The 18,772-nt window shown below is 56.2% G+C and carries 21 protein-coding genes, 2 tRNA genes and 1 riboswitch; of the genes, 15 read left to right on the forward strand and 8 right to left on the reverse strand.

Going from position 1 to position 18,772, the window contains the following annotated elements; genetic code table 11:
• Positions 1-45: 45 nt before the first annotated feature.
• On the reverse strand, positions 46-684 hold the full coding sequence (rutR, locus tag CKK19_RS04800) for an HTH-type transcriptional regulator RutR (RefSeq protein ID WP_046618398.1): 639 nt from the start codon (positions 682-684) through the stop codon (positions 46-48).
• Positions 685-929: 245 nt separating this feature from the next.
• On the opposite strand from rutR, the gene rutA reads away from it, so the two are divergent.
• Genes rutA through rutG form a run of 7 tightly spaced genes read left to right on the forward strand, consistent with a single transcriptional unit; the run spans position 930 to position 6,358 of the window.
• Entirely contained in the window at positions 930-2,021 is a 1,092-nt protein-coding gene (rutA, locus tag CKK19_RS04805) for a pyrimidine utilization protein A (RefSeq protein WP_063854152.1), read from the forward strand.
• Positions 2,021-2,710, forward strand: a complete 690-nt coding sequence (gene rutB / locus CKK19_RS04810; RefSeq protein WP_022647681.1) for a pyrimidine utilization protein B — start codon at positions 2,021-2,023, stop codon at positions 2,708-2,710. The genes rutA and rutB overlap by 1 nt, the downstream gene beginning before the upstream one ends.
• Before the next feature lie 11 nt (positions 2,711-2,721).
• Positions 2,722-3,108 carry a pyrimidine utilization protein C gene (gene rutC / locus CKK19_RS04815; protein ID WP_015570870.1) on the forward strand — a complete coding sequence of 129 codons (387 nt, stop codon included), beginning with the start codon at positions 2,722-2,724 and terminating at the stop codon, positions 3,106-3,108.
• Positions 3,109-3,115: 7 nt separating this feature from the next.
• Entirely contained in the window at positions 3,116-3,916 is an 801-nt protein-coding gene (rutD, locus tag CKK19_RS04820) for a pyrimidine utilization protein D (RefSeq protein ID WP_063150427.1), read from the forward strand.
• Positions 3,917-3,925: 9 nt separating this feature from the next.
• Positions 3,926-4,516 carry a malonic semialdehyde reductase gene (locus CKK19_RS04825; RefSeq protein WP_022647679.1) on the forward strand — a complete coding sequence of 197 codons (591 nt, stop codon included), beginning with the start codon at positions 3,926-3,928 and terminating at the stop codon, positions 4,514-4,516.
• 9 nt (positions 4,517-4,525) lie between these two features.
• Complete coding sequence (gene rutF / locus CKK19_RS04830) at positions 4,526-5,020, forward strand: NADH-dependent FMN reductase RutF (protein ID WP_063854153.1); 495 nt, start codon at positions 4,526-4,528, stop codon at positions 5,018-5,020.
• Between the two features lie 21 nt (positions 5,021-5,041).
• Positions 5,042-6,358, forward strand: a complete 1,317-nt coding sequence (rutG, locus tag CKK19_RS04835; protein ID WP_225455041.1) for a pyrimidine utilization transport protein G — start codon at positions 5,042-5,044, stop codon at positions 6,356-6,358.
• 102 nt (positions 6,359-6,460) lie between these two features.
• On the opposite strand, the gene CKK19_RS04840 is transcribed toward rutG, so the two are convergent.
• A complete protein-coding gene (locus CKK19_RS04840; RefSeq protein ID WP_063854155.1) occupies positions 6,461-7,381 on the reverse strand; it encodes a DMT family transporter in 921 nt (306 codons plus the stop codon).
• Positions 7,382-7,497: 116 nt separating this feature from the next.
• Positions 7,498-7,668: a general stress protein gene (locus CKK19_RS04845; protein ID WP_001273664.1), complete on the reverse strand. Its 171-nt coding sequence runs from the start codon at positions 7,666-7,668 to the stop codon at positions 7,498-7,500.
• Between the two features lie 391 nt (positions 7,669-8,059).
• Between CKK19_RS04845 and wrbA the strand changes: the two genes are divergently transcribed.
• Both wrbA and CKK19_RS04855 read left to right on the forward strand, forming a co-directional pair.
• Positions 8,060-8,656 carry an NAD(P)H:quinone oxidoreductase gene (gene wrbA / locus CKK19_RS04850; RefSeq protein WP_022647675.1) on the forward strand — a complete coding sequence of 199 codons (597 nt, stop codon included), beginning with the start codon at positions 8,060-8,062 and terminating at the stop codon, positions 8,654-8,656.
• An 18-nt stretch (positions 8,657-8,674) separates the two neighbouring features.
• Positions 8,675-8,902 carry a YccJ family protein gene (locus tag CKK19_RS04855; RefSeq protein ID WP_022647674.1) on the forward strand — a complete coding sequence of 76 codons (228 nt, stop codon included), beginning with the start codon at positions 8,675-8,677 and terminating at the stop codon, positions 8,900-8,902.
• Positions 8,903-8,934: 32 nt separating this feature from the next.
• Here CKK19_RS04855 and agp read toward each other — a convergent pair whose 3' ends face one another.
• Both agp and CKK19_RS04865 read right to left on the reverse strand, forming a co-directional pair.
• A complete protein-coding gene (gene agp, locus CKK19_RS04860) occupies positions 8,935-10,176 on the reverse strand; it encodes a bifunctional glucose-1-phosphatase/inositol phosphatase (RefSeq protein WP_063854156.1) in 1,242 nt (413 codons plus the stop codon).
• A 105-nt stretch (positions 10,177-10,281) separates the two neighbouring features.
• Positions 10,282-10,782, reverse strand: a complete 501-nt coding sequence (locus CKK19_RS04865) for a DedA family protein (RefSeq protein ID WP_023299758.1) — start codon at positions 10,780-10,782, stop codon at positions 10,282-10,284.
• Positions 10,783-10,940: 158 nt separating this feature from the next.
• A riboswitch (M-box (ykoK) riboswitch) is annotated at positions 10,941-11,110 on the forward strand.
• Positions 11,111-11,170: 60 nt separating this feature from the next.
• On the opposite strand from CKK19_RS04865, the gene CKK19_RS04870 reads away from it, so the two are divergent.
• Positions 11,171-12,172 carry a magnesium transporter gene (locus CKK19_RS04870; RefSeq protein WP_023299757.1) on the forward strand — a complete coding sequence of 334 codons (1,002 nt, stop codon included), beginning with the start codon at positions 11,171-11,173 and terminating at the stop codon, positions 12,170-12,172.
• A 42-nt stretch (positions 12,173-12,214) separates the two neighbouring features.
• On the opposite strand, the gene CKK19_RS04875 is transcribed toward CKK19_RS04870, so the two are convergent.
• Positions 12,215-12,302: transfer RNA gene (locus CKK19_RS04875), tRNA-Ser, on the reverse strand.
• Between the two features lie 277 nt (positions 12,303-12,579).
• On the opposite strand from CKK19_RS04875, the gene CKK19_RS04880 reads away from it, so the two are divergent.
• Together CKK19_RS04880 and CKK19_RS04885 are read left to right on the forward strand one after the other, a co-directional pair.
• Entirely contained in the window at positions 12,580-13,431 is an 852-nt protein-coding gene (locus CKK19_RS04880) for a hypothetical protein (RefSeq protein ID WP_023299756.1), read from the forward strand.
• 17 nt (positions 13,432-13,448) lie between these two features.
• Positions 13,449-13,976 carry a helix-turn-helix domain-containing protein gene (locus CKK19_RS04885; protein ID WP_063854157.1) on the forward strand — a complete coding sequence of 176 codons (528 nt, stop codon included), beginning with the start codon at positions 13,449-13,451 and terminating at the stop codon, positions 13,974-13,976.
• Between the two features lie 31 nt (positions 13,977-14,007).
• Here the strand turns inward: CKK19_RS04885 and CKK19_RS04890 are convergent, their stop codons facing one another.
• Positions 14,008-15,621 (reverse strand): mechanosensitive ion channel family protein, encoded by a 1,614-nt coding sequence (locus tag CKK19_RS04890; protein ID WP_023299754.1) that lies wholly within the window; start codon positions 15,619-15,621, stop codon positions 14,008-14,010.
• A gap of 173 nt (positions 15,622-15,794) precedes the next feature.
• Here CKK19_RS04890 and CKK19_RS04895 point away from each other — a divergent pair, with 173 nt between their 5' ends.
• The 3 genes from CKK19_RS04895 to CKK19_RS04905 are packed head-to-tail and all read left to right on the forward strand — an operon-like array spanning position 15,795 to position 18,663.
• Positions 15,795-16,802: an ABC transporter substrate-binding protein gene (locus CKK19_RS04895; protein ID WP_063854158.1), complete on the forward strand. Its 1,008-nt coding sequence runs from the start codon at positions 15,795-15,797 to the stop codon at positions 16,800-16,802.
• Complete coding sequence (locus tag CKK19_RS04900; RefSeq protein WP_063854159.1) at positions 16,799-17,830, forward strand: FecCD family ABC transporter permease; 1,032 nt, start codon at positions 16,799-16,801, stop codon at positions 17,828-17,830. The genes CKK19_RS04895 and CKK19_RS04900 overlap by 4 nt, the downstream gene beginning before the upstream one ends.
• The gene (locus tag CKK19_RS04905) at positions 17,827-18,663 is read left to right on the forward strand and encodes an ABC transporter ATP-binding protein (protein WP_225455042.1); all 837 of its coding nucleotides are present in this window, start codon (positions 17,827-17,829) and stop codon (positions 18,661-18,663) included. The genes CKK19_RS04900 and CKK19_RS04905 overlap by 4 nt, the downstream gene beginning before the upstream one ends.
• On the opposite strand, the gene CKK19_RS04910 is transcribed toward CKK19_RS04905, so the two are convergent.
• A tRNA-Ser gene (locus CKK19_RS04910) sits at positions 18,650-18,737 on the reverse strand. The genes CKK19_RS04905 and CKK19_RS04910 overlap by 14 nt on opposite strands.
• Positions 18,738-18,772 lie beyond the last annotated feature (35 nt).

Consider the following 18,772-nt stretch of genomic DNA (forward strand, 5'->3'; position numbering starts at 1 on the left):
CTGGGGATCCCTCAGCCCCGCAGGAGAGGGTTAGGGTGAGGGAAATTAGCGCACGCGGATCCCTTCAATAATCATCCGCTGCACGTTTTCCAGGGTGCTCTGGAAAAACGCCTCGTCCTGGAGCGTTTTACCGGTTACCGCCTCGACCTGGGCCGCGAAGTCAGCGTAGTGCTGGGTTGAGGCCCAAATCATGAAAATCAGATGCTGCGGATCGACGGGCGCCAGTTTTCCGCTGGCGACCCATCCGGCAATAATGGCTGATTTATCGTCCACCAGCTGCTTTAGATCTCCCGTCAGCTCCGCCTGCAACAGCGGCGCGCCCTGTAACATCTCCAGACAAAACAGCCTCGATGCCTGGGGATAATCACGCGATACCTCCAGCTTCAGGCGTATGTACTCCTCTATCGCCACCAGCGGGGCCAGCTCTTCGCGAAATGCTTTAAGCGGTGCGAGCCAGATATCCAGGATCTGCTGCATCACCGCCACATATAGCGCCTCTTTCGACGGGTAGTAGTAGAGCAGATTGGTCTTGGACACCCCGGCCTGCTCCGCCACCTGCTCAAGGCGTGTACCGTGAATACCAAACTGCGAAAATGTCTCCAGCGCAGCGCTGAGGATCGCCTGTTTCTTGGCGCTCACCGCCTGCGAACGTTTACCGGGTGTTTTCACTGCGCCTTGTGTCATTTTCGCTCTCCATTTTCTGTCCTGCGCTCAGCATAGCAAAACCCCCGTCTCGCCACGACCTTCTGCACCCTCAGCGCGCATGAGTGCCTGTTTTCTGTGCAATGATTTTGACCACTTAGTCCACATTTTCGCTGTTAAATTTAACAGCCACCAGTTAACACCCTAATAACAAAGTATTTTTCAAAACTGGCACTCCCTTTGCAAAAACGTCGTGACACCTGCGACGTAATGAAGAGAGGTTCGTGATGAAAATTGGCGTATTTGTACCGATCGGCAACAACGGCTGGCTTATCTCGACCACGGCCCCGCAATACATGCCGACCTTTGAGCTGAATAAAGCCATCGTGCAGAAAGCGGAGCATTACCACTTCGACTTTGCGCTCTCGATGATCAAGCTGCGCGGTTTCGGCGGTAAGACCGAATTCTGGGACCACAACCTGGAGTCCTTTACCCTGATGGCGGGCCTGGCGGCGGTAACCTCGCGCATCCAGATTTACGCCACCGCCGCCACCCTTACCCTTCCCCCGGCAATCGTGGCGCGAATGGCCTCCACCATCGACTCCATCTCCGGCGGGCGCTTTGGCGTCAACCTTGTCACCGGCTGGCAAAAGCCGGAGTACGAGCAGATGGGGATCTGGCCGGGTGACGATTACTTCTCTCGTCGCTACGACTACCTGACTGAATACGTGCAGGTGCTACGCGATCTGTGGGGCACCTGCAAAAGTGACTTCAAGGGTGACTTCTTCACCATGAACGACTGCCGCGTCAGCCCCCAGCCGTCGGTGCCGATGAAGGTGATTTGCGCCGGGCAGAGCGACGCGGGGATGGAATTCTCCGCCAAATACGCCGACTTCAACTTCTGCTTCGGCAAAGGCGTTAACACCCCTGTCGCCTTCGCGCCCACCGCGGCACGCATGAAAGCGGCCGCCGACAAAATCGGGCGCGACGTGGGCTCCTACGTGCTGTTTATGGTGATTGCCGACGAAACCGACGACGCCGCGCGCGCCAAATGGGAACGATACAAGGACGGCGCCGACGAGGAAGCCCTGAGCTGGCTGACCGAGCAGAGCCAGAAGGATACCCGCTCCGGCGCGGACACCAACGTTCGCCAGATGGCCGACCCGACGTCTGCCGTCAATATCAACATGGGCACCCTGGTTGGCTCGTATGCCAGCGTCGCCAGAATGCTCGACGAAGTGGCTGCCGTGCCCGGCGCCGAAGGCGTGCTGCTGACCTTCGATGATTTTCTCACCGGCGTGGAAACCTTCGGCGAGCGTATTCAGCCGCTGATGCAGTGCCGCGCCCACATCCCTGCCGTGACGAAGGAGGTGGCGTAATGACGACCCTCAACGCTCGCCCGGAGGCCATCACCTTTGACGCGCAGCAGAGCGCGCTGATCGTGGTGGATATGCAAAACGCCTATGCCAGTAAAGGCGGGTATCTGGATCTGGCCGGGTTCGACGTCTCGGCCACGCAGCCGGTGATTGAGAATATCAAAACCGCCGTGAGCGCCGCGCGTGCTGCGGGCATGCTGATCGTCTGGTTCCAGAACGGCTGGGACGACCAGTACGTCGAAGCTGGCGGTCCCGGCTCACCCAACTTTCACAAATCCAACGCCCTGAAAACCATGCGCCAACGGCCTGAACTCCAGGGCACGCTGCTGGCGAAAGGCGGCTGGGATTATCAGCTGGTGGATGAGCTGGTACCGGAAGCTGGCGATATCGTACTGCCGAAACCGCGCTACAGCGGCTTTTTCAATACCCCGCTCGACAGCCTGCTGCGCAGCCGGGGCATTCGTCATCTGGTCTTTACGGGCATTGCCACCAACGTCTGCGTGGAGTCCACCCTGCGCGACGGCTTCTTCCTCGAGTATTTTGGCGTGGTGCTGGAAGACGCTACCCATCAGGCCGGGCCGGATTTCGCCCAGAAAGCCGCCCTGTTCAATATCGAAACCTTTTTTGGCTGGGTCAGTAACGTCAATGATTTCTGCGACGCGCTGGATCCCCCGCTCGCCCGCATCGCCTGAGGAGAACCGCTATGCCGAAATCCGTGATTATTCCGCCGGGCACCAGCACCCCGATAGCCCCGTTTGTCCCCGGTACCCTCGCCGACGGCGTGGTGTATGTCTCAGGCACGCTGCCGTTTGATAAAGACAACAACGTGGTGTTTATCGATGACCCAAAGGCGCAAACCCGCCACGTGCTGGAGACGATCAAAACCGTGATCGAAACGGCGGGTGGCACGATGGAGGACGTGACCTTCAACAGCATCTTTATCACCGACTGGAAAAACTACGCCGCGATTAACGAGATCTACGCGGAGTTTTTCCCCGGCGATAAACCGGCGCGATTTTGCATCCAGTGCGGGCTGGTAAAGCCTGAAGCGCTGGTTGAAATTGCCACCGTTGCGCACATCGCGAAGTGAGGCCGCCATGAAACTGTCCATTTCCCCGCCCCCCTTTGCGGGCGCGCCCGTGGTGGTGCTGATTGCCGGGCTCGGCGGCAGCGGGAGCTACTGGCTGCCTCAGCTCGCCGTGCTGGGGCAGGAGTATCAGGTGGTGTGCTACGACCAGCGGGGCACGGGGAATAACCCGGATACCCTGCCGGAAGACTACACCCTCGCACACATGGCTGACGAGCTCGCACTGGCGTTAGCCGGGGCCGGGATCGCCCGTTACTGCGTGGTCGGCCACGCGCTGGGGGCGCTGGTCGGCCTGCGGCTGGCTATCGATAAGCCTGACGCCCTCACCGCGCTGGTTTGTGTCAACGGCTGGCTGACCCTCAATGCCCATACCCGACGCTGTTTTGACGTTCGCGAACGTCTGCTGCATGCGGGCGGGGCTCAGGCGTGGGTAGAGGCACAGCCGCTGTTTCTTTACCCGGCAGACTGGATGGCCGCCCGCGCTCCGCGGCTGGAGGCCGAGGAAGCGCTGGCGCTGGCCCATTTCCAGGGCGAAGCCAATCTGCTGCGCAGGCTGCATGCGCTGAAACAGGCCGATTTCAGCCGCCACGCTGCACGCGTTCGCTGCCCCGTGCAGATTATTTGTTCCACCGACGATCTGCTGGTGCCGTCCTTCTGCTCCGCGGAACTGCACGCCGCCCTCCCGCACGCCCGCAAAACGGTCATGCGCCAGGGCGGGCATGCCTGCAACGTGACCGCGCCGGACATCTTTAACACTCTGCTGCTGAACGGGCTTGCCAGCCTGCTACACAGCCCTGAACCCGCTTTGTAAGGAGCCTGAATGAGCGAAGCCATCACGCCCGCCGCGCTGGAAACGCTGTTTACCGGCGCACGTACCCATAACGGCTGGCTGGATATACCGGTCAGTGACGAGACGCTGCGCGAGATTTATGACCTGATGAAATGGGGGCCGACGTCCGCCAACTGTTCCCCGGCGCGCATTGTCTTTGTGCGAAGCCCGGAAGGAAAAGAGAAGCTGCGTCCGGCGCTCTCCAGCGGCAACCTTGAGAAAACACTCACCGCCCCGGTCACGGCAATTGTCGCCTGGGACAGCGAGTTTTATGAGCGCCTGCCTGTACTGTTCCCGCACGGCGATGCCAGAAGCTGGTTTACCTCCAGCCCCGCACTGGCGGAAGAGACCGCCTTTCGCAACAGCTCGATGCAGGCCGCGTACCTGATTTTCGCCTGCCGCGCGCTCGGGCTCGACACCGGGCCGATGTCCGGCTTTGACCGGGAAAAAGTGGACGCGGCCTTTTTCACGGGCACGCTGCTTAAAAGCAATCTGCTGATTAACATCGGTTATGGCGATATGAGCAAAGTCTATGGGCGCTTACCGCGTCTGACCTTCGAAGACGCCTGCGGGCTGGCGTAAGGAGCCATCATGACGACACCCGATCAACAAACCTTCCGTGATGCCATGGCCTGCGTCGGTGCGGCGGTCAATATCATCACCACCGACGGCCCTGCGGGAATGGCGGGCTTTACCGCCAGCGCGGTATGCAGCGTGACCGATTCCCCGCCCACTCTGCTGGTTTGCCTCAACCGTGGCGCGTCCGTCTGGCCGATTTTCAGCGAGAACCGCACCCTGTGCGTTAACACGCTGAGTGCCGGACAGGAGCCATTATCCAACCTGTTTGGCGGTAAAACGCCGATGGCGGAACGCTTTGCCGCTGCCTGCTGGCAGACAGGCGACACGGGCTGTCCACGTCTGGAAAATGCCCTGGCCTCGTTCGACTGCCGCATCAGCCAGGTGGTTAGCGTCGGCACCCACGACATTCTGTTTTGCGACATCGTATCCATCGTTCGCCACCCGGCACCGCAAGGGCTGGTGTGGTTCGACCGCGGCTATCACGCACTTATGCGACCCGCCTGTTAATCCGCATTCAGGAGACAGAACATGTTCGGACTTCCTCACTGGCAGTTGAAATCGACCTCCACAGAAGCAGGCGTGGTCGCGCCGGATGAAAGGCTCCCGCTCGGGCAGACAATGGTGATGGGCGTGCAGCATGCGGTCGCGATGTTTGGTGCGACGGTGCTAATGCCCATGCTGATGGGGCTGGATCCTAACCTCGCCATTTTGATGTCGGGTATGGGTACCCTGCTGTTCTTTTTTGTCACTGGCGGGCGCGTGCCCAGCTATCTGGGCTCCAGCGCCGCCTTTGTGGGAGTCGTTATTGCAGCGACCGGGTTTAACGGTCAGGGTATTAACCCCAACCTGAGCGTGGCCCTCGGCGGCATTATCGCCTGTGGGCTGGTCTACACCCTGACCGGTCTGGTGGTGATGAAAGTCGGCACGCGCTGGATCGAGCGGATGATGCCCCCCGTCGTCACCGGGGCGGTGGTGATGGCGATAGGCCTGAACCTCGCGCCGATTGCGGTGAAGAGCGTATCCGGCTCGCCGTTTGAAAGCTGGATGGCGGTGATTACGGTGCTGTGCATCGGCGTGGTGGCGGTCTTTACGCGCGGGATGATCCAGCGGCTGCTGATCCTGGTCGGGCTGATTGCGGCCTGTCTGATCTACGCGCTGCTGGCGAACGTGTTTGGTCTCGGCAAGCCGGTTGATTTCACACTGATTCACCAGGCCGCCTGGTTCGGGATGCCGCACATGACCTCGCCCACCTTTAACGCTCAGGCGATGATGCTCATCGCGCCTGTCGCGGTGATCCTGGTGGCTGAAAACCTGGGCCACCTGAAAGCCGTAGCGGGAATGACCGGGCGCAATATGGATCCGTATATGGGGCGGGCGTTTGTGGGAGACGGTCTGGCGACCATGCTCTCCGGCTCGGTCGGCGGCAGCGGCGTGACGACCTACGCGGAAAACATCGGCGTGATGGCAGTGACCAAAGTCTACTCGACGCTGGTCTTCTTGGCGGCGGCGGTGATGGCGATGCTGCTCGGCTTTTCCCCAAAATTCGGCGCATTGATCCACACCATCCCGGCACCCGTGATTGGCGGCGCCTCGATTGTTGTATTTGGTCTGATTGCCGTCGCGGGGGCACGCATCTGGGTGCAGAATCATGTTGATCTGAGCCAGAACGGTAACCTGATCATGGTGGCGGTCACGCTGGTGCTGGGCGCAGGCGACTTCGCCCTGACGCTGGGCGGGTTTACGGTGGGCGGGATTGGTACGGCGACCTTCGGCGCGATCCTGCTCAACGCCCTGCTTAGCCGCCGCAAAGGGGATAAAGCGCAAGCGGAACCCATCACCCCCTGAACCTGAAATAGCCGGGTGACGCTACGCTTACCCGGCCTACATGCCAATTGTAGGCCCGTGCAAGCGAAGCGCCGCCGGGCAAAACGGACAGCGTGCGCGTTGTTAGCTATCTGCCCCTTGTTCAGTGCCCAACCCGGCAGTCGCCTTACGTCGTTTTTTTAACTTTAACTCGCTCACCAGCACCCCGGCGACAATAAATGCCGCGCCCACCAGCGCCAGCAGCGGCAGACGCTCCCCGGCGAGTCGCCCGAAAATACCCGCCCACACCGGTTCACCGGTATAGATGACCGTCGCCCGTGTCGGAGATACGCTGCGCTGCGCCCAGTTCATGGTGACCTGAATAATAGCGCTAAAAATGCCCAGCCCCAGCGCCACGACGATAAGCCCGGTAGACATCGGCGGGACGGACTCCCCTGCCGGCACCATCGTCGCGAACGCCACCAGCGACGCGGTGGCAAGCTGCACGACCGTCACCCGCTTGACGTCCACTTTTCCTGCCCAGGCGCTAATCAAAATAATTTCAGCCGCAATGGCAACTGCCCCCACCAGCGTGATGATCTCTCCCGGCCCCAGCGCCAGCAGATTATTTTCCGGCCCGGCTAATAAAATGAGGCCGATGAACGCCAGCACGATACCAATGCACGACATCAGGCCCGGTATTCTGCCCAGGCACAGCCACTGCAACAGCGGCACCAGCGGTACGTACATGGCGGTGATGAAGGCGGATTTACTGCTGGAGATAGACTGGAGCCCCCACGTTTGCAGGCTATAGCCCATGGCAATCGCCACGCCAATAGCGACACCCGCTTTAAGCTCTCTCAGGGTCAACCCGCGCAGGGTTTTCAGCGAAATAAGCGCCACGGCAACCGCCGCGGTTGCAAAACGCAGCCCTACAAAGAAAAACGGATCGCTCATCGTGACCGCGTACTGAACGGCAAGAAAGGTTCCGCCCCAGAACATGGTGATCAAAATCAGGATGGCTTCCTGAGGCTTAATGGAGAAAGTAAAACGGGAAACGGACATGGGACACCAGCACGAAGAATCAATCCTGTAGTGTGCGATGCCTTTGATTACAGTTCAATGTAGCAGACATAAAAAAACCGCCGGGAAACCCGGCGGCAGAGAGTTAACCCGGCGTACTACTTGTTGCTGCCGTGGCTATTTTTACCCCCTTTTTTGCCAGCCTCTGATGCGCGCTGAGGGTCGTTTTTAAAATTGCCCCCGCTAGACTGGCCACCTTTACGACCTGCTTCTGATGCTCTTTCACGGTCTTCAGCGAAATTACCTGAACCACCACGATGGTTTGCCATCTCTAACCTCCAGAGTGTGAAACATTAGACATCATATTGCATTCAGTAAAAGAGGATTCTTTCACCTCGCGGCTCAAGGACAGTGCCTTTATCTGTGCCGCGTGAAACTAAGCTTAGTGTAATGCGGCTATCCGGCAAGCGAGAGGTAATATTCTGCAACATGATCTCAGCCTTTCGTATGAAATATTGAGGAGGTCATCCATAAGCCATTCTTATATTTTGAAAAATCAGCGCCGCTAAAGTTGTTTCATTTTGCTACAAAGCACATAACGAAAAGATATTGTTATATATCAAATAAATGCCGTTCATTTTTGCAGTCTGGCCGTGATGTCATATCTTTAAAGTAACGCAGCGATCCGCTGTAAGAAAAACCAACGAGGAGTGATGCAAAATGGCAAAAGTTCTGGTGCTCTATTATTCCATGTATGGACACATTGAAACCATGGCTCACGCAGTTGCAGAAGGCGCAAACAGAGTAGACGGCGTTGAGGTTGTGGTTAAACGCGTACCGGAAACCATGCAGGCGGAAGCCTTCGCCAAAGCCGGGGGAAAAACACAAAACGCCCAGGTCGCCACCCCGCAGGAGCTCGCGGACTATGATGCCATTATCTTCGGCACCCCGACCCGCTTCGGCAATATGTCCGGCCAGATGCGCACCTTCCTCGACCAGACGGGCGGGCTCTGGGCCTCCGGCGCGTTATACGGCAAGCTGGCCAGCGTGTTCAGCTCTACCGGCACAGGCGGCGGCCAGGAGCAGACGATCACCTCAACCTGGACTACCCTTGCACATCATGGGATGGTGATTGTGCCGATTGGCTACGGCGCGCAGGAACTGTTCGATGTTTCCCAGGTTCGTGGCGGGACACCGTATGGCGCGACAACCATTGCCGGTGGGGATGGTTCACGTCAGCCAAGCAATGAAGAACTTTCGATCGCCCGCTATCAGGGTGAATACGTCGCGGGTCTTGCCAAAAAACTGAACGGCTAACCCAACAGGAGGACAAGTATGCCAACTCAAGAATCCAAAGCTCACCACGTGGGCGAATGGGCAAGTTTACGCAATACCTCTCCGGAGATTGCAGAAGCCATCTTTGAAGTCGCCAGGTATGACGAAAAGCTGGCTGAGCAGATTTGGGAAGAAGGCAACGATGAAGTGCTGGTTCGCGCCTTCGAAAAAACCGACAAAGACTCGCTGTTCTGGGGCGAGCAAACCATCGAACGTAAAAACGTCTGAATGTTCCCCCCGCCCGCGCGGGGGGTTTTCTTCTATTTCGCCGCGTTGTTCATCACCGCATTGAATTTATCGATCGGACAGAAGCCGTTGCCATCTACCGGACAGCCCTTCAGCTCCAGCGTCACGCGCTGCGCAGGAGATTGCAGCGACAGCACGCTGGCATTACGCAACTGCTCAGAACTCTGGTAGACATACTCAATTTTCATCAGCTCATGATTTGTGTTTTTGTCATGCCAGCGCTGGAAGACAATTTTACCGCCAATCGGGGTTCGTTCCTGCTGGTCGTGCAGCTGATACGGCCTGAAATCCAGCGCGGTCAGCAGGGAGGCAATGTTGGAGTCGTGCCCCACCAGCAGGGTAATTTTTGGCGCTTTGGCCTGTTCGGTCACCAGCGCTTTATCAATGTACTTCACCAACGGTTTAGCCACGTTCTGCGCCACGTCCGTCGAGGTAAACAGCGAGTCCTGGTAGCCGTTTTTCAGCTTCGACAGCACGCGCCACTGCTGATCGGTTTTGATTTCCCCCCATGCCACCTGGTCTGCCGGGAATCCTTCGTAATACTGTAGGGTGAACGCATCCACCAGCGAGTTACCCACTTTCAGCGGCCCGGAGACGCCCGGCTCTTTTTCATAATCGGCGCTGAACGTATCTTTCGCCTCCGTCAGGGAACAGACTTTTTTCTCCTTGCAGGACGGCGAGTCGCTATAGTTTGTCAGCTGCTCCAGCAGTTTGTAGCTTTCATCCAGCTGCATTTTCTGCCGTTCTGTCTCCATCGCTTTCAGCGCTTTCTCACGAAACTCAGGGGAATTATCGGTAATGACCGGATTGAAGGTGGGGTCCATGGTGCCCATTTTTTCCTGATGATGCACAGGCACATCGCACCCCGGGAACGCGCCGGTGATAAAGAACTGCGCGGTCGCCACGGTGCGCTGGAGGCTGTTGGCGTAGGCATAGACGGTATCCGCTTGCGGGCATTCACCCGTCTTCACCATCCCCTGCTCTGCCAGCCACTCGCGTATATAGTGACCCATATACACTTCCAGTACGCCCCCTTTGGTGGTGAGCTGTCCACCCGGGACGTCCCACTCCGGCCACTGCTTCGGCGTGGACTGCTCCAGCACGCTGCCGTTATTGGCGAGCGGCGCACGCAGGTTGTGGCGGCTCATGATGAGTACCTGTTCCAGCTGATAGCCGTCCGGTGTGTCCTGCGCCTGTGCGCCAAAGGTCACGGCAAGGGTACCTGCCACGGCAACTGCAAGTAGTGCTTTTCTCATCCCTAATTCCTCACACGTTTTTTTAATGTCGCATTGAGTGTGACAGATTCGTGACAGGTTTTTCGGGAAGCATTTCTCAAACTGATGAATACGTGACTCGCTGATTCAGAGGCTGATGCTGGTGACGATGCCGACATACAGCGCCGCCCATGCGCAGGCTGAAAGCAGGCTGATGGCGTAAACCTTTATCGCGCTCAGCCTGAGCATGCCCGCCGCCAGCGGCACGATATAGCGCAGTACCGCCAGGAAACGCGAGGTGAACAACACCAGCAGGCCATTTTTATGCAGCTGGTGCTGTACCCGCAAAAACTTCCCGGCATGTTTTGCCGTGAAGCGTGACACTCGCCGGGTATGCCCCATCAGCTGGCCGATATGGTAATTCAGCACCGATCCTGCCGTAGCGCCCATCACCACCGCCAGCCACGTCAGCGCCGGATGCATACTCGACTGGCTGACGGCAATCCCCGCCAGCAGCATGACCGATGCGGGCGGGAGCACGGAAGAGATCAGTACCGTTGATTTACTCAGTGCCATAACAACGAGCAACGCGAAGAGATGCGTTGGATAATGCGCAAAATGATCCAGCAGCGTGTCCAGCCATGCCATTTTACTCTCCCCGGTAACATCAGAATTCCCCATTAGAAGTGAAAATAGTTAAATAAAACGTCAACATTCGTTCAATAATATTCATTTAAACCATACTTAAACATTATTAACATTCCTCAGCAGCCATTTTAAATAAGCGTATTATCCCTCACGTTTTACAACGATCTCGTTATGGCGAGGCTCCTGTACAAATACACGTTATCGCTCTGGTGGGTTCGAGAGAACCGGCACAGGGTAAAACAGGCACTGTCGAATCAAGGCTTTGCCAGTATAACTTCCCTTACGGGATACGGTGTACAGTGCTGAACCCAGGACGTGGGGATCTCCTTTCCGACATGCCCTGTCTTGCTCGCCCCTGAGAGATTTTATTATTCAAAGGGAAGTTACAATGTCTTACGCTATTCACAACCATAATCTGGCTTTTAACGACAGCGCCATCGCGCAATATATGAATACCGATTTTATCGTTATTGATATTTCATTATGCGTGGCTCTGGCACGCGAGCAGTTCTTTGAAAAATTAAAAGATGATGATATTCCGTCACATATTTTTATCGAAGACAACGGTCGCCTCGCGGGTTTGATTGCCGTACGTAAATTATTGCAGGCCACGGATACCGTACAGCCCGTTAAAGGTCTGATGATATCGGATTTTATCCAGCTTAAACCGGAAGATGAGCGGGCGGATGTCGCCGGGTTGCTGGCGCACGCAGGTGCGGATGTCGTACCGGTGGTGACCCACGGCAAGCTGGTGGGCTGCCTTACCGAGCGTGAAATCGCCCATCTGCTGGAAGATGACGTTACTGAAGATGCCCAGCTTCAGGGGGCAACGCTGCCGCTGGAGAAGCCCTATCTGGAAACCAGCGCCTTTAGCCTGTGGAAGAAACGCTCCGTCTGGCTGCTGCTGCTGTTTGTCGCGGAAGCGTATACCAGCTCGGTGATCCAGCATTTTGAAGAGGCGCTGGAATCCGCCATTGCGCTGGCGTTCTTTATTCCGCTGCTGATTGGCACCGGCGGAAACAGCGGGACGCAGATTACCTCGACGCTGGTGCGCGCCATGGCGCTGGGTGAAGTCCACCTTCGCGACGTGGGTCGCGTGCTGCGCAAAGAGATGAGCACCTCGTTAATGATTGCCGCCACGCTGGGCCTGGCGGGCTGCGTTCGTGCCTGGATGATGGGCATTGGGATGGAAATCACGCTTATCGTCAGCCTGACGCTGGTCTGCATTACGCTGTGGAGCGCCATTGTCTCATCGGTGATCCCGATGGTATTGAAACGTTGCAAAATCGACCCGGCGGTCGTTTCCGCGCCGTTTATTGCCACGCTGATCGACGGTACCGGGCTCATTATCTACTTCAAAATCGCACAGTATACGCTGGGGCTGGAATAACGAAAAAACCCTGCGATATTGCTATCGCAGGGTTTTCGAATTTGGCGGAAGCGTAGAGATTCGAACTCTAGAACCCTTTCGGGTCGCCGGTTTTCAAGACCGGTGCCTTCAACCGCTCGGCCACGCTTCCAAAGTGAGGCGCACTATAAACATCTCTGAGCATGATGTAAAGCAGGAAATTGCATTACGTTGAGCTTCTTGCCTCATTCCCTTCCGCTCCGATCACTTCTTCGTCATCGGCTGGCTAAAATGTAAACATTTATTTTTACATCACATAAACTTATTAGAATGAAAGTTTGTGATCTAGACTCTTTTTCATACACCGCAGCTTATCCGTGCAACATTACCACCTCAATATGCCCTTGTAAGACCCTATTCACGCAGGTCACTGCGATAAGAGATTTTCCATGAAATTATTCGATACCGATAACTACAGACTTATTCTCTGGCGTAAATTTCTGCCGTGGCTGATCCAGAACGGTGCGCAAAAAAACAACCCGCATGACTATTTTCTGGTGTACTTAAAAGATGCCGACAATACGCGTTATATTCTGAAGAAGCACGAAAGCAGCAACGTTGTGCTCTGCCCGATGCATAAAAGCGAAGATGTCAGTATGAGCGTGGAAGATATCAGCGAAATGCAGGCTGAAATCATTCACTATAAGCGCAATGGGTTTCAGGCTTACAAAGGCATTATCCCGTTTGCCTTTGACCATTATACGAAAATCATCACCTTAAAAACGGCCCTTGCTCGTCTGAAAGGGCGCTGTATTTCTGGCCTGAAATCTGATTCAGAAACCATCAGCCGGGACCGTTACAACTTGCTCAGGCTGCTGGTGACCGACTACGTCAACCAGCGCCCTTCGCGCGTTTCGTCTGGTTTCACCCAGCGGGAAGTGATCGCCATGCTTTACGGCACACTTTGGTATAAACATATCAAAAATGAGTCGTTTAGCAGAAAAATCGCGCTCTTACTTGAGTCGCTCGTGATCACGGGCGATCTCAGCGAAGAGGGTAAGGTGTACTACGTGCAGGGCCAGGCTATTACCACCATGGTCGAGTATGAAAAAGAGGACCAGCGGGTAACGCATCAGCAAAAAATGCAGAAAAAAATTACGCGTTTTATGTTTGCGATAACGCTATCTACACTGCTGATTATTCTGGTTCTGCTGTCGATGGCCGGGGTCGTCGACCTCGCCGCTGTCTGGCAGAAAATACTACAGATTAAGCCTCTTAGATTTTTAATGAATTTTATCTAAAACCCTGCCCATTAATTATGAATTTTATTTTTATCAGCGATAACTATTACCTTTGCCACGGTGTCTCAAGCTCACTGACATCTACCCATTTGATTCGCGATGAGGAGGATATTCACCAGCTTTATGAGGTCGATCCCGAGCTGGATTTTATCATTGCGATTGAACAGGATAAGTTACGCAATAAAACCATTCAGCAGGTCAAAAAAGTCAAGCGTGATTACATTGTCCTGATGCATGAGATAGAAGCCAACAGCGCGGTGAGAATTGATAATATTATCTATTCGTCGATGCATTTTACTGCTCACCCTTTTCAGCAGCTGATGCGTTTTTATCGGGCGCTCAGGACACACTCCTTTACCCGACGCGAATATGACGTGCTAAAGCTTTTCCATATGGAAAATCATGAAATCGCGAAAAAACTGCAACTGTCACAAAAAACGACCAGCACCTACCGCGTGAGGATCCTCGAGAAATTGAATATGCGTTCAAAAAACATTCTGGCGATGACCCGTATAAAATCGGCGATTGTCGATCAGAAACTGTGATCTTTTGCCTTACCTCGAGAAAACCGGGGCCTCAGGTTTCGCCCTGAGGGGGTTTGGCGGGCGCGGTATACCAGTTCTCTTTGGCAACCATTACGCTGCCCTCTGGCTGCATAACAAAATTCGGAGACATGATCTGCACGTTAAATTCGTTAAACACATCCTGTATCTGGCTATGCAGTTCATTGCGGGCAACCGCGAGGGACTGGTCGGGCAGCAGACGAACCTGCAACTCGTAGGCGATATACCAGTCCATTAACCCTAACTGGCGCACCAGCGGCGGCTCGGAAAGATCAATCCCTTTTGCCCGTTTCGCGGCCAGCTCCAGCATGGCATGCACCTGACGCCATGGGGTGTCATAACCGATAGTGACGCTGACCGTCAGATTGAGGCTGCCATCGGGCTGTAGCGCGCTAAGGTTGGTGATCTTACCGCTCACCACCACCGCATTGGGCACGGTAACGACATAATTTTCCCGGGTAATAATTTTGGTCGCCAGCATGCCTATTTCACTGACCTTACCTTCGTTATCCGCCACCCGAATGACATCGCCTTTACGCAGTGCGCGGGAGTAAATCAGGACCAGACCGCTCATGGCATGGTTCATCACCCCTGCCGAACCCAGCGTTAACATCAGGCCGAAGAAGACGCTAATACCTTTAAACGCCAGTGAGTTTGCGCCGGGGAGAAACGGCCAGGCAGCGGAGAGAGCAAATAGCCAGACGGCGACGGAAATGAGCTTACGGGTTGCCCCCACGGTTTCCGGATGAACGCCGGGAAGTTGCAGACGACCAGCCTCCACCTGATTCAGCACCATCCTCAGAAGCTTCAGAATAAAAGCGGTAATGAGGAAAATGATCAGAACAATCGTCAGCCCCGGCAAAGCCGAGACAATCGCCAGGGCAATTTGCTGCACCACGCGAAGCGACCAGTCTCCCAGCGACGTGCCCCACACCCGCGTCCACGGAAACAGACTGAATGCCCAGCTCAGCCAGACGTAAAAGCCGATTAAACCCAACAGGAACATCAGCAAGGCGTAAAGCCGAATCTCAATGGCGCCAATGTACCGCCGCCAGCTTTGCGGGACCCGGCTGCGATTCTCCACAATACGCAGACGGTAGACGCGTCGAAACCAGCGCCAGGATCGCCAGGCGCCATAGCAGAGCAGCAAAAGCGCCAGCAGGCCAGCGGCAGCTTTTACCGTCGACAGCGCCAGCCAGCCGGTATCGTATTGATCGCGCAGCGCCATTCTCTGCGCTTCCATGCGCGCCAGCACGCGCTGCGCGGCCTGATCGAGGGTGAGATCGTCCCCTTCGTCCAAATCCCCTTCCGTCAGCAGCATCACGGGCTTACCGTTCATCACGATCAGCCGCCCCTGCTGGTTATAGCGGGTCACGGGGACGATAGTGAGCGGCTCACGCACGTCCGCCTCGGTAAAATTGCGCAGGGTGTTGCGGATGCGTAAAACGCGCTCCTCCGGCGTGGTCAGGCCAAATTTCGCCTGAAGCATGACGATCGGCTGATGAAAGATATAGACCGTCCGGGCGCGCTCCTGCTCAGAAGGCGCCTGGCGGGGCTCAGCGGCATACGATGAGAAGGCGCTCAGGGAGGCAAAACAGAACGCAAACGCGAGCAGGATCTTTTTCATCCTCACTACCCCAAATCAGAAATCTTGTTGTTTTTCAGGCAACCCGCGAATGCCAGGTGGGTATGTTGAGAATAGTCCAGCCTTTCGTTTCTGCAACAAGCGACGGTGAGCGTGTTGCTCTCAATCACAATATATGTATTATGTTATAACATAACAATTTGGGATTGTGTTCTATGTTACTTAAAAAAGGGTTATTTCTGGCTTTATTGCTCTCCACGGCGCCTGCCGCTTTCTCAGCAACCTCCTGGCCCCTCACGATTGAAAATTGCGGCGTAAAGCAGACCTTGGCGCAGGCTCCTCAGCGCGTCGTGACCGTGGGACAGCATGAAACAGAATTACTGCTCGCACTGGGGCTGGAGAAAAAGATCGCCGCAACGTCGGTCTGGTTCGGCAAGCTCCCGGATCAGCTGGCAGATGCCGGGAAAAATATCCCCCGGCTTGCAGATAATTCCCCCTCATTTGAAGCCGTGGTGGGACAGAAACCTGAGCTCGTTCTCGCGCAGTATCACTGGCACATTGGTCCGCAGGGAGAAGTGGGAACCCGTGAGCAGTTTGCCTCGCTGGGGATTAATACGTGGATCTCTCCTGCCGACTGCACGGATAAAGCGGTGACGGAAACGTCAAACGCAGACGGAGCACGCAGCGCGCCGTTTTCGCTGGCCGAAATTACACGGGAAGTGACAGATCTGGCGACGATATTTGATGTTTCCGCGCGAGGTGAGCAGCTTAATCATACGCTGACGAAACGTATCAAAAAGGCCCAGGCGCGCGTCTCAGCGAAACCGCTTCGCGTCGTATTCTGGTTCTCAAGTAGCCGTCTGAATGGCGATCCCTGGGTGGCGGGGAATTATGGCGCGCCTGGCTGGATCAGCCGCACTCTGGGGTTGAAGAACATTATTGACTCTCATGACGAATGGCCGGCTGTAACCTGGGAACATATTGCCCAGTCGGAGCCGGACGTGATTGTTATCGCCGGGATGTCCCGCAGGCTCTACCCTGCCGATGACGTTGAAGTAAAAAAAGCATTCTTGCGTAATGACCCGGTGACGAAGAACATGCCTGCGGTCAGGAACAACCACATTATTGTGGTGCCGGCAATGTCGTTAAACCCTTCATTACGTAACGTCGATGCGGTTGAGCTTATCAGCGATCGGCTGGCTTCTTTCCAGGATGAACAATGAGTCATTTCGCTTTTGACCGCCGCCAGCAAGGTTTACTGGCAGCAGGCGTCATGGCGCTGCCGCTAATGCTGGTTTTTGCCGCCAGTATCGGTGATATGCCGGTGTCGTATGCCAGTACCGGGAAAGCGATCCTCAACGGACTGGGTTTGACCTCTTATGCGTTGCCACAAACGGAGGAGGGTATCGTCTGGCAATATCGCATGAGCCGGGCAGTGATGGCCGCGTGCAGCGGCGGTGGCCTGGCGCTGTGCGGGCTGGTGTTACAGTCGATCCTGCGTAACCCTCTGGCTGAGCCTTATCTGCTGGGGATTTCCGCGGGCGCCTCGCTGGGGGCCGTCTGCGTGATGCTTCTCGGCATGGGGGGAAGCGTGATTGGCGTGAGCAGCGGTGCGTTTGTCGGCTCCTGCGCCGCCTTTGCGCTCATCATGGTGATTACAAACGGGATGAGTGAAAGCCCCTCGCGCATTTTGCTGGCCGGTATTGCGGGCACCCAGCTCTTCAACGCCATGACCGCGTACGTCGTCAGCACGTCCGCCAATGCCGAGCAGTCCCGTAGCGTCATGTTCTGGCTGATGGGGAGTCTGAGCGGCGTGCGCTGGCCTGACGCGCTGCTGGCGCTGGCCGTTACGCTTGCGGGTTTACTGGTGGTATTGCTCTTTTCCCGGGCGCTGGACACCTTCACCTTCGGGGATGAGGTCTCCACCACGCTGGGGATCCCGGTTACCGCCGTGCGTATTGTCTTATTGCTGACCTGTGCCGTTGTCACCGCCACGTTGGTGAGCGCCACAGGCGCAGTGGGGTTTGTCGGGCTGGTCATTCCCCATGTGACGCGCATGCTACGCGGGCCGGGCCATCGCCGCTCGATCCCGCTGACGTTTCTCATCGGCGCCCACTTTATGATCCTTGCCGATATCGTCTCACGCACGCTGATCGTGCACCAGGTTCTGCCCATCGGGGTGGTGACTGCGCTGGTGGGCGCCCCCGTCTTTGTGGCGTTGCTTTATCAAAATCGAAAGGAGCATCCATGAATATTACAGTGGCCGGGTTAACCGTAACCCGACAGGCGCAGACGGTGCTTAAGGATATCGATCTCGACCTGCCATCCGGGCAGATTGTCGGCCTGTTAGGGCCAAACGGCTCAGGCAAGTCGACGCTGCTGCGCTGCCTCGCCGGGCTGTTTCCACGACACAGCGAACGTGTTGCGCTTAATGGCACAACGCTTGGCTTGATGCCGCTGAAAATACGGGCGCAGCACATGGCGTTTGTCCCGCAACATGCTGAGGTCGACGGGGAACTGACCGTTGAGGATATTGTCAGGCTGGGGCGTACGCCCTACCGGAAAACATTCCAGAGAACCACGCGCGACGATGAGGCTGCGGTTGAACAGGCGATTGGCCTGATGCAGTTATGCCGCTTACGCCAGCGGCGATGGCACTCTTTGTCAGGCGGAGAACGACAGCGAAGTCAGATAGCCCGCGCGCTGGCCCAGCAGCCGCAGGTGCTGTTGCTCGATGAACCGACAAACCACCTGGACATTCAGCACCAGCTGGAGCTGATGCGGCTCGTTTCACAGCTGCCGCTTACGGTGGTGGTTGCACTGCACGATCTCAATCTTGCGGCCAATTATTGCCAGCGTCTGATCCTCCTGAAGGCCGGGCAGATCGCAGCCACGGGTGCGCCCGAAGCGGTGCTGACGCCCTCGAACATCGCGGATACCTGGTGCGTAAAAGCTCAGGTCTGTAAGGCCGACGCCGGGATCACGATAAGCTATAACATGGGTAACATGGCGGAGAGCCAGAACAAAAGCAAAAACCCCTGCGATATTGCTATCGCAGGGGTTTCGAATTTGGCGGAAGCGTAGAGATTCGAACTCTAGAACCCTTTCGGGTCGCCGGTTTTCAAGACCGGTGCCTTCAACCGCTCGGCCACGCTTCCTAAGTGAGGCGAACTATAAACACCTCACCGCGCGC

The organism is Enterobacter sp. CCUG 70166 (assembly GCF_020224095.1).
GTDB lineage: Bacteria > Pseudomonadota > Gammaproteobacteria > Enterobacterales > Enterobacteriaceae > Enterobacter > Enterobacter intestinihominis.

Excerpts from the sequence above, each read along its gene's own strand:
- rutF (WP_063854153.1), top strand. The coding sequence starts at position 4,526 with ATGACGACACCCGATCAACAAACCTTCCGTGATGCCATGGCCTGCGTC.
- rutD (WP_063150427.1), top strand. The coding sequence starts at position 3,116 with ATGAAACTGTCCATTTCCCCGCCCCCCTTTGCGGGCGCGCCCGTGGTG.
- CKK19_RS04825 (WP_022647679.1), top strand. The coding sequence starts at position 3,926 with ATGAGCGAAGCCATCACGCCCGCCGCGCTGGAAACGCTGTTTACCGGC.
- CKK19_RS04900 (WP_063854159.1), top strand. The coding sequence starts at position 16,799 with ATGAGTCATTTCGCTTTTGACCGCCGCCAGCAAGGTTTACTGGCAGCA.
- rutA (WP_063854152.1), top strand. The coding sequence starts at position 930 with ATGAAAATTGGCGTATTTGTACCGATCGGCAACAACGGCTGGCTTATC.
- CKK19_RS04855 (WP_022647674.1), top strand. The coding sequence starts at position 8,675 with ATGCCAACTCAAGAATCCAAAGCTCACCACGTGGGCGAATGGGCAAGT.
- wrbA (WP_022647675.1), top strand. The coding sequence starts at position 8,060 with ATGGCAAAAGTTCTGGTGCTCTATTATTCCATGTATGGACACATTGAA.
- CKK19_RS04895 (WP_063854158.1), top strand. The coding sequence starts at position 15,795 with ATGTTACTTAAAAAAGGGTTATTTCTGGCTTTATTGCTCTCCACGGCG.
- CKK19_RS04885 (WP_063854157.1), top strand. The coding sequence starts at position 13,449 with ATGAATTTTATTTTTATCAGCGATAACTATTACCTTTGCCACGGTGTC.
- CKK19_RS04865 (WP_023299758.1), bottom strand. The coding sequence starts at position 10,782 with ATGGCATGGCTGGACACGCTGCTGGATCATTTTGCGCATTATCCAACG.
- rutC (WP_015570870.1), top strand. The coding sequence starts at position 2,722 with ATGCCGAAATCCGTGATTATTCCGCCGGGCACCAGCACCCCGATAGCC.
- rutG (WP_225455041.1), top strand. The coding sequence starts at position 5,042 with ATGTTCGGACTTCCTCACTGGCAGTTGAAATCGACCTCCACAGAAGCA.
- CKK19_RS04870 (WP_023299757.1), top strand. The coding sequence starts at position 11,171 with ATGTCTTACGCTATTCACAACCATAATCTGGCTTTTAACGACAGCGCC.
- rutB (WP_022647681.1), top strand. The coding sequence starts at position 2,021 with ATGACGACCCTCAACGCTCGCCCGGAGGCCATCACCTTTGACGCGCAG.
- CKK19_RS04905 (WP_225455042.1), top strand. The coding sequence starts at position 17,827 with ATGAATATTACAGTGGCCGGGTTAACCGTAACCCGACAGGCGCAGACG.
- CKK19_RS04880 (WP_023299756.1), top strand. The coding sequence starts at position 12,580 with ATGAAATTATTCGATACCGATAACTACAGACTTATTCTCTGGCGTAAA.
- CKK19_RS04890 (WP_023299754.1), bottom strand. The coding sequence starts at position 15,621 with ATGAAAAAGATCCTGCTCGCGTTTGCGTTCTGTTTTGCCTCCCTGAGC.
- rutR (WP_046618398.1), bottom strand. The coding sequence starts at position 684 with ATGACACAAGGCGCAGTGAAAACACCCGGTAAACGTTCGCAGGCGGTG.
- CKK19_RS04840 (WP_063854155.1), bottom strand. The coding sequence starts at position 7,381 with ATGTCCGTTTCCCGTTTTACTTTCTCCATTAAGCCTCAGGAAGCCATC.
- CKK19_RS04845 (WP_001273664.1), bottom strand. The coding sequence starts at position 7,668 with ATGGCAAACCATCGTGGTGGTTCAGGTAATTTCGCTGAAGACCGTGAA.
- agp (WP_063854156.1), bottom strand. The coding sequence starts at position 10,176 with ATGAGAAAAGCACTACTTGCAGTTGCCGTGGCAGGTACCCTTGCCGTG.